Consider the following 14711-nt stretch of genomic DNA (forward strand, 5'->3'; position numbering starts at 1 on the left):
CCGGCAACCGGTTGAAGTCTCGCGCGGACTGGATCAGCGCGCGCCCGAAAACCGAATCCACGAGAACCACAGAATACGCGCCAGAATCAATGCGCGGCGGCCCAATTCGCGCCCACGCCAATGCCTACTTCCAGCGGCACGGCCAAAGTAGCCGCTTCCCGCATCCCCGTTTCAATCACGGGCAACACCTCATCCAGGCGGCCTTCGGGCACTTCGAACACCAGTTCATCGTGCACCTGTAGGATCATCCGCGCCCGTGCGGGTAGCACCAATTCCGCGTGCAGCCGAATCATGGCGCGCTTGATGATGTCGGCTGCCGTGCCCTGCATCGGCGCGTTGATGGCGGTGCGTTCGGCATACTGGCGGCGGGCGGCATTGCGGCTGGCAATGTCCGGCAGATAGAGGCGGCGACCGAACACGGTGCGCACGAATCCCTGCGCGCGCGCCTGATGCCGCATGGCCTCCATATAGGCGGCCACTCCGGGATAGCGGGCGAAATAGCGGTCGATGTAGTCTTGCGCTTCGCCCCGACCCACCCCGAGCTGCCTTGCCAGCCCAAACGCCGACATGCCATAGATCAGGCCGAAATTGATCGCCTTGGCCGCGCGGCGTTGATCCGCCGTCACTGCGTCTTCGGCCACCGCAAACACCTCGGCGGCGGTCGCGCGGTGAATGTCCTCCCCGGCGGCAAAGGCGGCGCACAGCCGGGCATCGCCCGATAAATGCGCCATGATCCGCAGTTCGATCTGGGAATAATCGGCCGCCACCAGTTGATGATCGGGCTCGGCTACGAACGCCTGGCGAATCCTCCGCCCCTCTTCGCTGCGGATCGGGATGTTCTGCAAATTCGGCTGACTGGAGGACAGTCGCCCCGTCGCCGTCACCGCCTGATGAAACGCGCTGTGCACCCGGCCGGTTTGCGGGTGGATTTCCTGCGGCAAGCGGTCGATGTAGGTCGAGGTGAGCTTGCTCAGGCTGCGCCAGGCGAGAATCAGGCCGGGCAGCGGATGGGCGTCGGTCAATTCCTGCAGCGCTTCTTCATCCGTCGAGGGCTCGCCTTTCGGCGTTTTGCGGCTGACCGGCAGACCCAGTTCATCGAACAGCAATTCCTTGATTTGCTTCGGCGACCCCAGATTGAATGCCCGTCCCGCAATCGCCTGCGCTTCAGCGGCCAGCGCGGCAATCCGCTCGGCCAGTACCCCGCCCTGCCGGGCAAGTTCCTCGGCATCGACCCGCACCCCGGCGCGCTCCATCGCCACCAAAACCGGAATCAACGGCTGTTCGATGGTCTGATATACCTGCTGCAGATCCGGCTGCGCCACGAGCCTTGGCCAAAGGGTTTCGTGCAGTTGCAGGGTGACTTCCGCATCTTCAGCCGCATAAGGAACGGCTTCGGCCAGCGGAATCTCGGGGAAGCGGCGCATCGCAGCGCCCTTGCCGGCAATGGATTCGAACGAGATCGTCTGTCGATTGAGATAACGGGCGGCGAGTGCATCCATATCGTGCCGGGTTGCCGTGGCATCGAGCACATAGGATTCCAGCATGGTGTCGAAAATCGACCCGGCGAGCGTCATGCCCTGATTGGCCAACATATGGCTATCGAATTTGGCATTTTGCAGCACTTTCGGCGCGGCCGGGTTCTCCAGCCAGGGCTTGAGATCCCGCAGCACCGCCTCCGCCGATAAATGCGGCGTGCTTGCCGCTTCAGGAAAATCGAACGGCACATAGGCAGCGCCCCGACCCGGCACGGCGAGTGAGATGCCGACAATCCGCCCGGCGAACAGATCGAGGCTGTCGGTTTCCGTATCAAAGGCCGCGATCGGTGCCTGTTCGAGCGCTTCCCGCCAGGATTGCCACGCCGCCTCGGTCAACACGGTGGTGTATTGCGCCGGGTCGGACAAGGCCAACGCGCCCTGCGCCGGGGGCGACGGTTCTGCGGCACGGGGCGGGTGCCCGGCCGGCACCGCCGGTGTCTCGGCCTCGGCAAACTGGCGTCGCAGCGTGTTCAGGCCGAATTCGGTGGCCAGCGCCGTCACCGCCGTCGCATCGGGTGCCTGCAACTGCAAGGCATCCAGCCCCACCGGCAGCGCGCAATCGGTCCGGATGGTCACAAGATCGCGCCCCAGCGGCAAGAACGCCTGCGCCGCGCGCAGCGATTCCCCGATTTTGCCGGGAATCTCCGCCGCGTGCGCCAGCAGCGCATCCAGAGAACCCCATTGATTCAGCCATTTCGCCGCCGTTTTCGGCCCGCAGCCCGGCACCCCCGGCACATTGTCCACGGCATCACCGACCAGGGTGAGATAGTCGATGAACTGATCCGGCCGCACCCCATATTTCTCTTTCACCCCGGCGGCATCGAGCATCGTATTGCTCATGGTGTTCACGAGGGTGACGCCATCGGTCACGAGCTGGGCAAAATCCTTGTCTGCCGTCGCCACCCAGACCGGCCAGCCACGGGCACGCGCCTGCGCCATGAGCGTGCCAATCACATCGTCCGCCTCCACGCCCGCCTCACAAAGCAAAGGGAAGCCCAAGGCGCGTACCAGGGCATGCACCGGCTCGATCTGCACGCGCAAGTCATCCGGCAGCGGAGGGCGGTTCGCCTTGTAGGCGGGATACAGCGTCTCACGGAAGGTCGGCCCCTTGGCATCGAAAACGACTGCCATGCGCGTCGGCTGCTGTTCGCGGCGCAAGCGCAGCAGCATATTGATGACGCCGTGGATGGCGCCAGTTGGCCGACCATCGGGCGCGGTCAACGGCGGCAGGGCATGGAAGGCGCGAAACAGGAACGAACTGCCATCGACCAGAATCAGCGGGGCAACATCAGCAGCAGGAAGAGAATCTGTCATCGGCGAGCCATCAGAAAATTACGGGGGGTGCGTTACTATAAGCCGGTCGCGCGCCGAACGCCTGCGGCCACAAGACCGCGCGGAAATTTTTCATTACTTTTCGAGCCTGCCTTTCATGAGCCCGAGCCTGCCCAACCACCCGCCCCGCATCGACAAAAACGAACGGCTGAGCCACGAATCCTGGAAAATTTTCCAGATCATGGCCGAGTTCGTCCAAGGCTATGAAACGCTCGCCAGCATCGAACCCGCGGTCACCATCTTCGGTTCCGCCCGCTTCGCGCCGGATCATCCGGATTATCTGCGCACGGTCGAAATCGCCCGCCTGCTGTCCAATGGCGGCTTCGCGGTCATCTCCGGCGGCGGCCCCGGCATCATGGAAGCGGCCAACAAGGGGGCCAAAGACGGCGGCGCGCCCAGTGTGGGGCTGAACATCACCCTGCCGCACGAACAGCACGATAATCCGTATCAGGATATTTCCCTGCATTTTCAACACTTTTTCGCGCGGAAAGTCATGTTCGTCAAGCATGCCTCGGCCTATGTCGTCATGCCCGGCGGCTTTGGCACCCTCGATGAGATGGCCGAGATCCTCACCCTAGTACAAACCGGCAAATCCCGCCGCATTCCGATCATCCTGGTCGGCAGCAACTTCTGGCGCGGCCTGCTCGACTGGTTCGAACAGACCCTGATCGCTGCCGGTACCATCAGCCCCGGCGATATGAATTTATTTACCGTCTGCGATGAGCCGCAAGCCGTGGTGGATCACATTTTTGATTTCTACCGCAACCGCGATCTGCGGGCGACCGCCGAAGAACAGCGCAAACTGCTGGATCTGTGAGTGCTGTTCAAAGCCCGCGTTTTCGCCTACCCTGCCCGCCTCATCGCTGGATCATCGCCCTGGAACTGCCCGCATGTCGGTTTTCACTCCTGTTCACGAACCTGAGCTCCGCGCCTTTTTGACGCAATATGACGCGGGCACGCTGCACAGTCATGCGGGCATCGCCGCCGGCATCGAGAACACCAACTACTTCGTCACCACCGATCGCCAGGCGCTGGTGCTCACCCTGTTTGAACACCACCGGGCGGAAGAACTGCATTACTTCCTTGATCTGATGGCATTTTTTGCCGAGCACGACATTCCCACCGCACATCCCCTGTGCGCCGCCAATGGCAGCTATCTCAACACCCTGAACGGCAAACCCGCCGCGCTGGTGCAGCGCTTGCGGGGGCAATCCATCGACCAGCCCAGCCCGGCGCAGTGCCAGGCTCTCGGCCGCATCCTGGGGCGGGCGCATCGGGTCAGCCCGGCATTCTCCGGCTATCGGCCACCCGATCGCGCCCTGCCCTGGGCATGCGATGTCGCGGCCACCCTGTCCGGCCATCTCCCCGCCGAAGAGGCCGATTTGATGGCGGCCGAACTCGCCGCGCAAACCGCCGCCCCGCGCACGCATTTGCCGCAAGGTGCGATCCACGCCGATCTGTTCTGCGACAACGCGCTGTTCGACGGCGATCAACTCACCGGCATCATCGACTGGTACTACGCCTGTAACGACGCCTTAGGCTACGACCTCGCCGTCACCGTCAACGACTGGTGCCGGACGGATGACCACCGCATCGATCCGGTGCGTGCCCAGGCTCTGCTCGCTGGCTACCAGCAAGAACGGCCCCTCACCGCCGATGAACGGGACGCCTGGCCGCTGCTACTGCGCTCGGCCGCCCTGCGGTTCTGGCTCTCCCGACAAAAAGACTGGCTCTTTCCGCGCGCGGGCGAGATGACCTTCCGCAAAGACCCGCGCGTGTTCCTGGAATTACTCCAGCACCACCGCGCGGGCGAGGCCGAGTGTCGCCGCTGGCTCGCATGACGGCACAGCGCCCGGCCATTACGCTGACGGGGCGCAACGGTATCCCGCTGCGGATCGACCCACCGCTCGCGCTCGCGCCGATGGCGGGCGTCTCCGATCGCCCCTTCCGCCAGGTTTGCCGCGCGTTCGGCGCCGGGTTGGTCATCACCGAAATGGTCAGCAGCAAGCCCGAATTGCAAGACAGCGCCAAATCTCGCCGTCGGCAAATCGACGCCACCGATCCCGAACCGCGTGCGGTGCAACTGCTGGGGAACGATCCCAACGAGCTCGCTCAGGCCGCCCGCCAGGCCGTCGCTCAGGGCGCGCAGCTCATCGATCTGAACCTGGGCTGCCCAGCCAAGAAAGTCTGCAAGAAAGCGGCGGGTTCCGCGCTGATGGCCGAGCCGGTGCTGGTCGAACAGCTCCTGCGGGCGCTGGTCGCCGCCGTCGATTGTCCGGTCACCCTCAAAATGCGCACCGGCCCCACACGCGCGCAGAAAAATGCCGTGGAAATCGCCCGGCGCGCCGTCGATGCGGGCGTCCAGCTCATCAGTATTCATGGCCGCAGCCGCGCCGATCAATACACCGGCGAGGCCGAATACGACACCATCGCCGAGGTCGTCGCGGCTGTCCCCATCCCGATTTTCGCCAATGGGGACATCACTGAGGTTGCCCGCGCCCGCGCGGTGCTCGAACACACCGGCGCGGCGGGCGTGATGATCGGCCGGGGCGCCTTTGGCCGCCCGTGGTTGTTTGCCGAACTGCGCGCGCTGCTCACCGGCCAGACCGCGCCGCCCCCGCCCACCGTCGCCGAACGCTTCGACCTGCTCCGCCAGCAGATTGAAAACATCTATCAACATTACGGCGAATCATTGGGAATGCGTATCGCACGCAAACACCTCGGCTGGTATGCTCCGCAACTTGGATCAACCGAGGCTGACCGCGCCGTGTTCAACACCCTGACCAGTGCCGCCGAACAACGCGACTGGCTGACACGGCACGCCAGCCCGCACGCACACTGCCGGATGCCCCTGTGAAACCCTCATCGCTTCGTCAACCGTCTGCCACCCCGGAAACCGCCGAGGCCGCCTCTGCGGAATTGCCGCTCGCCAATGGCCGCTGGCTGTGCCTCAATGCCCACGACCCACACGGCGACAACCCCGTGCAACAGGCCGTGCGCGGCGCGCTCGACGCACTCTGGGAAGCACTGGAAGGCGATCACCCCAAGGATTTGTACGATCTGGTCATCAATCAGGTCGAGCGCCCGTTGCTGCAAACCGCGATGGCGCGCTGCGGGCAAAATCAATCCAAGGCCGCAGAATGCCTCGGCATCAACCGCAGCACCCTGCGCAAAAAGCTCAAACAGCACGGGCTACTGGCGGACGATCAGGACTGATCCGGCTCAGTGGATCGCCCGGCTGGTTCATCCGCGGCCTCCTCCGCAGCCAGCCGGCGAATATAGGCCGCAAAATCCGGGTCTTCACCGCGCAGTAATTCCGGCAATCGGGTACGGAAGTCCTCCCGTCGGCACCATTCGCGCATGTAATCCTCCCAGGAATGCCAGCGCCGCTGGTGTTTTTCGTCCATGTCCGGCTCGTAACTCAAGAGATACGCGCGCTCGAACAGCGAAATCAACATATCGAAAATCACCAGCAGCCGTTCCTGCTGTTCGGCACTCAACGCCGGGGTCGCCTGCTGGCTGCGCAACTGAAGATCCGGGTGCTCAAGCACGACTTTAAGGAAATCGATATAGGCCTCAGATAAATCCTGCCAAATCGCCTCGTCTTCGTTTTCCCGTTCACGGCGCTGGTCATACAAAAACACGGCGATCGCGAAGGGCAGACCGATCACGGTGACGATGTACGACGCCAGCTCCCAGTTCATGGCGTCTCCCGGAGCAGCCGACGGATCAATTCACCGGCCACCATGTGCCCAAAGATATTCGGCAGATAGCTGATGGTGCCGTTGATGGCGCGTGGGCGGATGCCCGATTCGTTCGGCACATGCGGTGCGGGCTTTTTCACCGGCAATTCCGTGGAATAGACCACCGGAAAATCCCGTGGCACGCCCGCGCGTTTGATGCGGGTGCGCAGGGCGCGGCCCAAACCACAGCCCTGCACCTGATCCAGCCGGCCAAGGCGCACCGCCCCGGCATCCAGCCGGTTACCCGCGCCGAGCGCCGTCATGGTCGCGATGCCGCGCGCGCGCGCCTGCATCAACAGTTCTGCCTTCACACCAACCGTGTCGATGCAATCGGCCACGGCATCCGGCGCCAGCTCATCGAGCAGACCCGCCACGGCCGATTCGGCGAGGAAGATCGGCAAGGGGATCAGCGCGGCGCCAGTTCCGAGCGAGGCGAGCCGCTCGGCAGCCACCGCCGCCTTGGCGCGCCCCAAAACCGCCTCGGTCGCCAGGAGCTGCCGGTTGAGGTTCGAGGCACCAAAGACATCGTGATCGAGCAGCCACACCGTGCCGATCCCCGCACGCACCAGCGATTCGGCACAGGCGCCGCCGACGCCGCCCAAACCGGCCACCAGCACCCGCGCCTGGGCGAGGCGTGCCAGCCCGTCCTCGCCCAGCAGTAATTGTGTGCGCTCATTCCAGCATTCGGTCATTCTATTTCTCCGGGTTTACGCCGGTATCCTACCCCGAGTCCGGCGCATCGCACGACACGGCGCCAGCGGTCAGGTGGAACGCCGTGCGAAAGGCAGGGATTTAAGGCATGGATTTTATGCCGTCGCTTGACTAAGCTGGCGCAGATTCCCCCGCGACCGAGCGCAGCGTCTGCCGTGACCCAAGCCCTTACCCACCCGCTAACCACTGAAGAACGCCTCGAACGCAAGCGTGCCCTATTGCAGGCGCTGCTGGGGCAGATCGATCTGTTGATTGCGCCGACCGATGAACAGACGCTACTGGACGGCATCTGCACGCATTTGCTCTCCTCCGGCCTGTTTGTTGCCGTCTGGGTGGCGCAAACCGACCCCCAGCAGCAATCACTCAAAATTCTGGCGGCGGGTGCCGATACCGAAACCCAACTGCGCGCCCTCGATGCGACGATGCGCGCCGTGCTGTTTGAACAGACCAATCAAGCGCAATGTCAGGACATCACCCGGGTGATTCCCGCCGAGGAATCGCCCTGGATCACGCCCTGGCTCCCCTGGGTTCCTGCCGGGCAAACGGCCAGCCAGCTTTTCATTCCGCTGCATCGACCAGACTGCCCTTGGGCGGTGCTCAGCCTGGTGGTCGTGCATTACGAAGTCCTGGAACCCCTGATCATCGATGCCCTGTGCCATCTGGGTGAGCTGATCAGCCATACCCTGAACCAGCTGGATCTGCAACAGCAGCTCAACCGCGAACATGAACGCACGGCCTACCTCGCTTATCACGATGCGCTGACCGGGCTGGCCAACCGCCGTTTTCTGGATGAGGAACTGCCCAAGGCGATGGCGCGCGCCCGGCGGGGCAACACGATGCTGGCGGTGGTGATGCTCGATCTCGATGATTTCAAACCGATCAACGACCGCTGGGGGCATGCCGCTGGGGATGGGTTGCTCAAAACCCTCGGCCAACGATTGAAAGACACCCTGCGGGATGGCGATCTGGCCGTGCGTCAGGGCGGGGATGAATTCATTCTGCTGATCGAGGGCATCGAGCGGAAAAAACATTTGAGCAAATTGTTGACCCGCCTGGTCGAAGTCATCACCCAGCCTTTCGATCTTTCCAAGCAAACAGCGATTGTGCGCGTGAGCATGGGCATCACGCTGTTCCCGTCCGACGATGCCGAACCCGATCAACTCATCCGGCACGCCGATGCCGCGCTGTATGTGTGCAAAGGCCACAAGCAAACCCGCAAAAACCCCTGGTGCTTCTGGAACGAACAAACCGGCGAAATCCTGAAAGAAGAACCCGATACGCCGCGCATCCAGCCCTACGGCCACGGTGCAGCGGTGTTACTGCAAACCTTCCAAGCAGAAATTCCGGCGCTGGTGGAATCCTTCGTGGACTATTTCTACCACGAACTCGTCGCCACCGACCCGGCCTCGGCGGCCATCGTGCGCTGGCTCTCGCCGGCGGAATACACGCACTTGGTCAGTCGGCAAAAGCAGCATTTGCTGGAACTGCTCGCCCCCGAACTCACCGAAGCCGAACACCGGGAGAATGCCCGGCGAGTCGGCAAAATCCACGCCCTGATCGGGGTATCCGCCAGCAGCCTGGTGCGCGCCATCACGATTTATCTGCATCAGTTCGACGATCTGCTGGCGCGCTTCCGCCTGAGCATGCAGGAACTGAACAAACTCGAACTGATCCTGACTGAACGGCTCTCGGTCGAGCTGGCCGAAGAACTGGAAGCCGAGCACGACATCAGCGAGGACTTTCAACAGGCGCTGGTGGCCATCGATGCGCTGTCCAGCACGGATCTCTCCTGGGCCGAATTCAATGAACGCACCCTCGATCTCCTCAAACAATGCCCCGGCATCGTCGGCGGCTGGATCGGTGCACCCGACCCCCAGGGCGTGTTCATCGTCAATTTCAACAGCGGCATGGAGCCACTGATCGAAGCGATGCAGCGAAAATTCGGCGCCTCCCGGCTGCCGAGCATCGACCCCCAGGAAGATCGCACGCGAGGCGCCACCGCCCGTGCCTTCCAGCAAGGCAAACTCATCAGCATTCCGAGTTACAGCACGAGTGACGAAGGACTGCCCTGGCGGGAAGTGATGGCCGAAGTCGGCATCCGCAGCTCAGTTGCCATTCCCCTGACCAATGCCGAACGCACCCCCAAGGCCGTGCTAAGCGTCTACGCTGCGTATCCCGGCATGTTTGAATCCCCTCTGCGTCAGGCGTTTTTCCAGCAGGTCGGGCTGATCGTCAGCCAAACCTGGCAACGCTTCCGACACCCGCCCACCGTCAATGTCTCGGTGCAGGAAGTCGCCCACTGGCGCCATGCGTTTTACCATCAAGGCATTTATTTCGATTACCAACCCATTTGCAACCTCGGCTCGGGGCGGCTGGAAAAAGTCGAGGCGCTCGCGCGGCTGCGGCTGGATGATGGCCGCATCATCCCCCCCGGCGCCTTCATTCCCCGGCTCAATGAGGAGCAAATCACGCAATTGTTCATCCAGGGTCTGGCGGCCGGTCTGGCGCAGTTGGCTCGCTGGGATCAGCAGGGTCTGCCCGCTTTGAGCCTGTCGCTCAATCTGCCGATTGAAGCCTTGACCGATCCTCACTGTGTCCACTGGGTGACCAACACCCTGCAACGGTATGGCATCGCCCCGCATCGGCTCACGCTCGAACTGCTCGAACAGCAGGAGATTCATGCCCTGGATCAGGCGGTCGAACAGATGCACGCCCTGAAAGCCCTGGGGATCAGCCTCGCCATGGATGATCTGGGCGCGGGCTATAGTGGCCTGATCCGACTCAACAATCTGCCGTTCGACACCGTCAAGATCGATCAGGTGCTGGTGCGCTCGATCTACACCGATCCGGTACGCATCATCAAATTCATCAGCGCCCTGATCCACATGACGCACGCGCTGGATTTACAGGTCGTTGCCGAAGGGCTGGAACAGCCCGATCTGATCGAGGCGCTGCAACTACTCGGTGCCGACCACGGCCAAGGCTTCGGGCTGGCGCGGCCGATGTCGCCGGAGCGGATCGGCGAGTGGCTGAGCCAGCAACCCACTTGCCCCGCCCCCACCCGCCCCCGCACCGCCCTGGGCGCCATCGCCGCCCACTGGCGGATGGTCACCAATCTCCCCACCCTGCTCACGCCTGCGCCCGAAGACGATCAAGCCGGGCAAGACCCCGCCGAGCGTTGCCCCGTCCATCAGTTCATTGTCACCGCGGGACTGGTCGGCAGCCCGCTCGACCACGCCCACCGACGCCTGCACGGGCTCTGCCCGGTGACGCAGCATGAGGATTTCCATCAACAGCTCCTCACCGTGCAGCAACAGCTCGCCACCCTAGTCCCGCCACCGGAGGCATCCGCAACATGACCGACCCCGCCGCAGGACTGGAGTGCTATATCGTCGGCGGTTTCGTGCGCGACCGGCTGCTCGGCCGCAACGCGCAGGATCGGGACTGGGTGGTCATCGGCAGCCAGCCCGACGAAATGCTGCGGCGCGGCTTCAAGCCCGTGGGCCAGGATTTCCCGGTGTTTCTGCATCCGCACACCGGCGAGGAATATGCGCTGGCGCGCACCGAACGCAAAACCGGGCAAGGGCATCAAGGGTTTAGCTTTCATGCCGACCCCACGGTGACGCTCGCCGACGATCTGGTACGCCGCGATTTGACCATCAACGCCCTGGCGCAAACGGCGGATGGCCAGCTCATCGACCCGCTGGGTTTTCAACCCGATCTTGAGCGCCGGGTGCTGCGGCATATTGGCCCGGCATTCGGGGAAGACCCGTTGCGCGTGCTGCGCGTTGCCCGTTTTGCCGCCCAACTCGCGCCGCTCGGCTTCAGCCTTGCGCCGGAAACCGCCAGTCTGATGCAACAGATGGCACAGAGCGGGGAATTGACGAGCCTGACCGCCGAGCGCGTCTGGCAGGAAACCCACAAAGCCTTGGCAAGCCCCAACCCCGCCCGTTATTTCGAGGTGCTGCGGCAGACTGGTGCGCTCGCCGTACTGTTTCCTGAAGTCGAGGCGCTGTTCGGCGTGCCCCAACCCCCGCAGTATCACCCGGAAATCGACAGCGGGGTTCACACCCTGCTGGCGCTCACCGCCTGCGCCCAACTAACGGATGACCCCGCCATTCGCTTCGCCATGCTGTGCCACGATCTCGGCAAAGCCCTCACGCCCCGGGAAGAATGGCCGCGCCACATCGGCCACGAGGCGCGCGGCGTGGCGCCTGCGCGGGCGCTCTGCACCCGGCTGCGCGTTCCCCGGGTCGTGCAGGAACTCGCGCTGCTCGTCACCGCGCAGCATGGCCGCGTGCATCAAGCGCTCCAAATGCGCCCGGCCACGCTGCTCGATCTGCTCGAATCGCTCGATGGCTTCCGCCGCCCCGATCGGCTGGAAGCCGTGCTCACCGCCTGCACGGCCGATGCCCGCGGACGGCTGGGTTCGGAAAACTGCGACTACCCCCAGGCCGACAAACTGCGTCGGGCACTCGCCTGCGCCCAGCAGGTGTCGCCCGCGCCGTGGGTCGCCGCCGGCCTGAACGGGCAGGCCATCAAGGCCGCCCTGCATCAGGCGCGGGTTCAGGTGCTGGCAGATACATTCTGCTCCTCCGATTAGCCCGGCGAATCGGGTTGAGCCGGTTTCGCGGGAATGGGTGCCACATAGCCGGCCACGAGCAACAAGACCCCTGCGCCGACAAACGAGATGATCCGCGCCAGGGTGTCGCTGCCGGATAAATCGACCAGAAACAGCTTGAGCACCACCAGCGCCAGCAAGGCGGCCGCCAACCACCAACCGGGTCGGAACTGACGGCGGCTCGACCAGCCCATCAGCGCCAATCCAAGCAGCGACCAGGCAATCGAATACGCCGTCTGCACCCGCGCGTCCTCAAGAAATTGCCAATCCTCCAACGGGGCGCCGGTCCACACGCTCAGGCTGCGCGCAATCAGGGCATTCAGCCACAAAAAACCCGCGAACACGAGCCACCAGCGACCCAAACGCCACCCACCGGACGGCGCCCCCGCCCTCGGCACGCGCAGTACCTGCCAGAGAACCCCCAACGCCCCCAACGACAACGCATCGACCCCATTGAGCAGGGGCACATAGCCCAGCGACCAGGGCGCCGCCCACGCGGTCGCATAGTTTGGATTGGTCAGCCAAAGGCCATTCATCAGGCTCAACCAGCCGAGCAGGAAGATCACAAAACCGCCCGCGACCCAACCCCGGTAGGTCGGCAGCCATGGCGCGGCCAACGGCCAGTGCCGCGCCCAATGCAGCCAGCCAAGCAGCAGCGTGCCGACCAGACCCCAGCTCAACGGCAGCCAAGCACCCGTCGCCGTCGATCCACCGCCATTGGGGGCCATCTTCAGCCAAGCCAGATCGAGCGTGAAGTTACCGACCAGGCCATACACCCATTCGGCCAAGATCGGCGCCCACACCAGCAACATCAACCAGAGCGCCAGCCCATACACCCGTGCCGTAGCCGTCACGGCGGCGCCCCGGCGTTCATAAGCGAACAGGCTGCCGTACAGCACCGCGAACCCCATCAGCCAGGCGAACCACCCCAAGTCTCGGATCATGCTGCTGTTTAGCAGGAAGATCAGCAGCCCCACCGCCCACATCGTCCCGAGCCACAGCGCGGGGACTTGGGCGAGCATCGACCAGTCGAGCCAACGACGCAGCACGGCCAATCCCCCAAAGGAAGCCGCCGCAAACATCAACCACAGGGTAAAGGGTTCGAGGAACACCGTGGACTGCGCAAGCGCATAAAACCCGCCCCCGAACCACCAAAGCAAGCCCCAGACCCACAACCAAACCGCCAACCGGGATGTCTGCAAGACCCAAGCACTCATCAGGCCGGCCAGACCGAGCAAACCGGCAGAGAAAAAGAAGGGGCTCAGCAACACCCACGAGGAATCCAGCGCCGGAGGTTCGCCTAAAAACAGTCCGCCGGCCGCCAGTTGCAGCCCCAGGCCGAACACCACCGGCAGCCGCCGCCCTTGCCGCTGGCCGATCCAGAGCATGGCGGCGCCCTCGATGGCCCAGGTCATCGCCGTCCACGCGACATCGAACGCAAACAGTACCGCCAACGAGGCAAAGCCGATCCCCAGCGCCAAGAAGGCCGCACGCAGGAGCGCATAACGCCCGTCATCCCAGCGACGCAACAGGCCATACAGCCCGAGGTAGCCCAGCCCCAACCCCAGCGCGCTCCAAGCGAGACCATAGGCGAACGGTTCAACCAGTGCCGACTGCCAGGCGAAGCCCACCAACGGCGGGCCGAATACCAGGCTCGATTGCACATAATCCCGCTGATGGGCGGCCACCTGCTGGCGCGCAAACAGCAGCGCCGTCACCAGAAAAATCAGGAAAAATCCCAGCAAAAAAGGCTCGGTACTGGCAAACAGAGTCGGCTGATAGCTCAGCACCCCCCAGGCGGTACCAATCACAAAAGTGAACAGGAAGGCCAAAAGATTCAACCCGCGCCAGGCTTTGCGCCAGGCAATCGCGACAATGCCAGAATTGAGAATCAGGTAGTAACTGAATAATTCGACATGGCTGCCCTCGGTGTCGCCGACGAGAATCGGGGCAAGAAAGCCACCGCTGATGCCGAGCACCGCCAGGCTACGCGCATCCTGCACGATCGCCAGCGCCGCCGCCAACGCGACCACGAGCAACATCAGCCCCAGGGTCAGGCTAGCTGGCAGAACTTCATACAGCCGGAAGGCAGCAAACAGCGTGAGATAAACCACGCCCACCCCGCCGCCCTGCAAAACCAGGGCGTACCCCGCATGCCGATGGCGCAAAAACCAGCCGAAGCCGAACAACACGCCGCCCCCCAGCGCCACGGTCGCCAGCCGCCACTCGATCGGGAAAATCGCCCGATCCGCCGCGTATTTCAGCAGAAAGGCCAGGCCGAAGAACAGCACGATCACGCCGAGCTTCGCCACCACATTGCCGGTCACCAGCCAGTCATAGGCGCGCTGCCAGAACGGGGTATCCTGCGGGGCAGAATCGACCGGTGGTTGCCAGCCGTAACCATGCGCGCCGGCCGGGGCGGTGCTCGGCCATTGCGCCTCATCAGGCGATGCAGGCACGGCGTCCGACATCGCCGGGGGCGCTGGCGAAGGCCGGGGGGATTCCGCCCGCGCCGCACACGCCTGCGGTTCATCCAACGCATTCAGCGCATCCAGCTCATCGGGCATAGGCTCGATGACTGATTCGGCGACGGGCGCAGCAGGCGACGCACGCCACCGCGCCACTTCATCACTCAGTTCCGCCACACGAGCAGATAATTGCTGCATGCGCGCCAACAGGTAACCGGCCAGCCCCCCGGCAACCAGCCCGACTTCATCGGCCAGCGTTGCACCGACGATCATGCCCAACACCGTCCATAGCCAGATCATC

The 14711-nt window shown here is 63.8% G+C and carries 10 protein-coding genes; 6 read left to right on the plus strand and 4 right to left on the minus strand.

From position 1 onward, the window contains the following. Positions 1-86: 86 nt before the first annotated feature. Positions 87-2849 carry a DNA polymerase I gene (gene polA / locus VOI35_RS07545; protein ID WP_407275451.1) on the minus strand — a complete coding sequence of 921 codons (2763 nt, stop codon included), beginning with the start codon at positions 2847-2849 and terminating at the stop codon, positions 87-89. A gap of 115 nt (positions 2850-2964) precedes the next feature. Between polA and VOI35_RS07550 the strand changes: the two genes are divergently transcribed. From VOI35_RS07550 to VOI35_RS07565, 4 genes are all read left to right on the plus strand, one after another. After that, positions 2965-3684 carry a TIGR00730 family Rossman fold protein gene (locus VOI35_RS07550; RefSeq protein ID WP_407275452.1) on the plus strand — a complete coding sequence of 240 codons (720 nt, stop codon included), beginning with the start codon at positions 2965-2967 and terminating at the stop codon, positions 3682-3684. A 73-nt stretch (positions 3685-3757) separates the two neighbouring features. Beyond that, on the plus strand, positions 3758-4708 hold the full coding sequence (locus VOI35_RS07555; RefSeq protein WP_407275453.1) for a homoserine kinase: 951 nt from the start codon (positions 3758-3760) through the stop codon (positions 4706-4708). A gap of 80 nt (positions 4709-4788) precedes the next feature. Beyond that, positions 4789-5724, plus strand: a complete 936-nt coding sequence (gene dusB, locus VOI35_RS07560; RefSeq protein ID WP_407276815.1) for a tRNA dihydrouridine synthase DusB — start codon at positions 4789-4791, stop codon at positions 5722-5724. Further along, entirely contained in the window at positions 5721-6083 is a 363-nt protein-coding gene (locus VOI35_RS07565; protein ID WP_407275454.1) for a helix-turn-helix domain-containing protein, read from the plus strand. Before dusB ends, VOI35_RS07565 begins: the two co-directional genes overlap by 4 nt. Here VOI35_RS07565 and VOI35_RS07570 read toward each other — a convergent pair. Beyond that, positions 6074-6571, minus strand: a complete 498-nt coding sequence (locus tag VOI35_RS07570) for a hypothetical protein (protein ID WP_407275455.1) — start codon at positions 6569-6571, stop codon at positions 6074-6076. The genes VOI35_RS07565 and VOI35_RS07570 overlap by 10 nt on opposite strands. Further along, positions 6568-7302 (minus strand): ThiF family adenylyltransferase, encoded by a 735-nt coding sequence (locus tag VOI35_RS07575; protein WP_407275456.1) that lies wholly within the window; start codon positions 7300-7302, stop codon positions 6568-6570. The genes VOI35_RS07570 and VOI35_RS07575 overlap by 4 nt, the downstream gene beginning before the upstream one ends. A gap of 174 nt (positions 7303-7476) precedes the next feature. Here VOI35_RS07575 and VOI35_RS07580 point away from each other — a divergent pair, with 174 nt between their 5' ends. Then, positions 7477-10680, plus strand: a complete 3204-nt coding sequence (locus VOI35_RS07580) for an EAL domain-containing protein (RefSeq protein ID WP_407275457.1) — start codon at positions 7477-7479, stop codon at positions 10678-10680. A 17-nt stretch (positions 10681-10697) separates the two neighbouring features. Next, positions 10698-11924 (plus strand): multifunctional CCA addition/repair protein, encoded by a 1227-nt coding sequence (locus VOI35_RS07585; protein ID WP_407276816.1) that lies wholly within the window; start codon positions 10698-10700, stop codon positions 11922-11924. On the opposite strand, the gene VOI35_RS07590 is transcribed toward VOI35_RS07585, so the two are convergent. Continuing rightward, complete coding sequence (locus VOI35_RS07590) at positions 11921-14710, minus strand: DUF2339 domain-containing protein (protein WP_407275458.1); 2790 nt, start codon at positions 14708-14710, stop codon at positions 11921-11923. The genes VOI35_RS07585 and VOI35_RS07590 overlap by 4 nt on opposite strands. Position 14711: the final 1 nt, after the last annotated feature.

It is taken from the genome of Halothiobacillus sp. DCM-1, assembly GCF_045689735.1.
Lineage (GTDB): Bacteria > Pseudomonadota > Gammaproteobacteria > Halothiobacillales > Halothiobacillaceae > Halothiobacillus.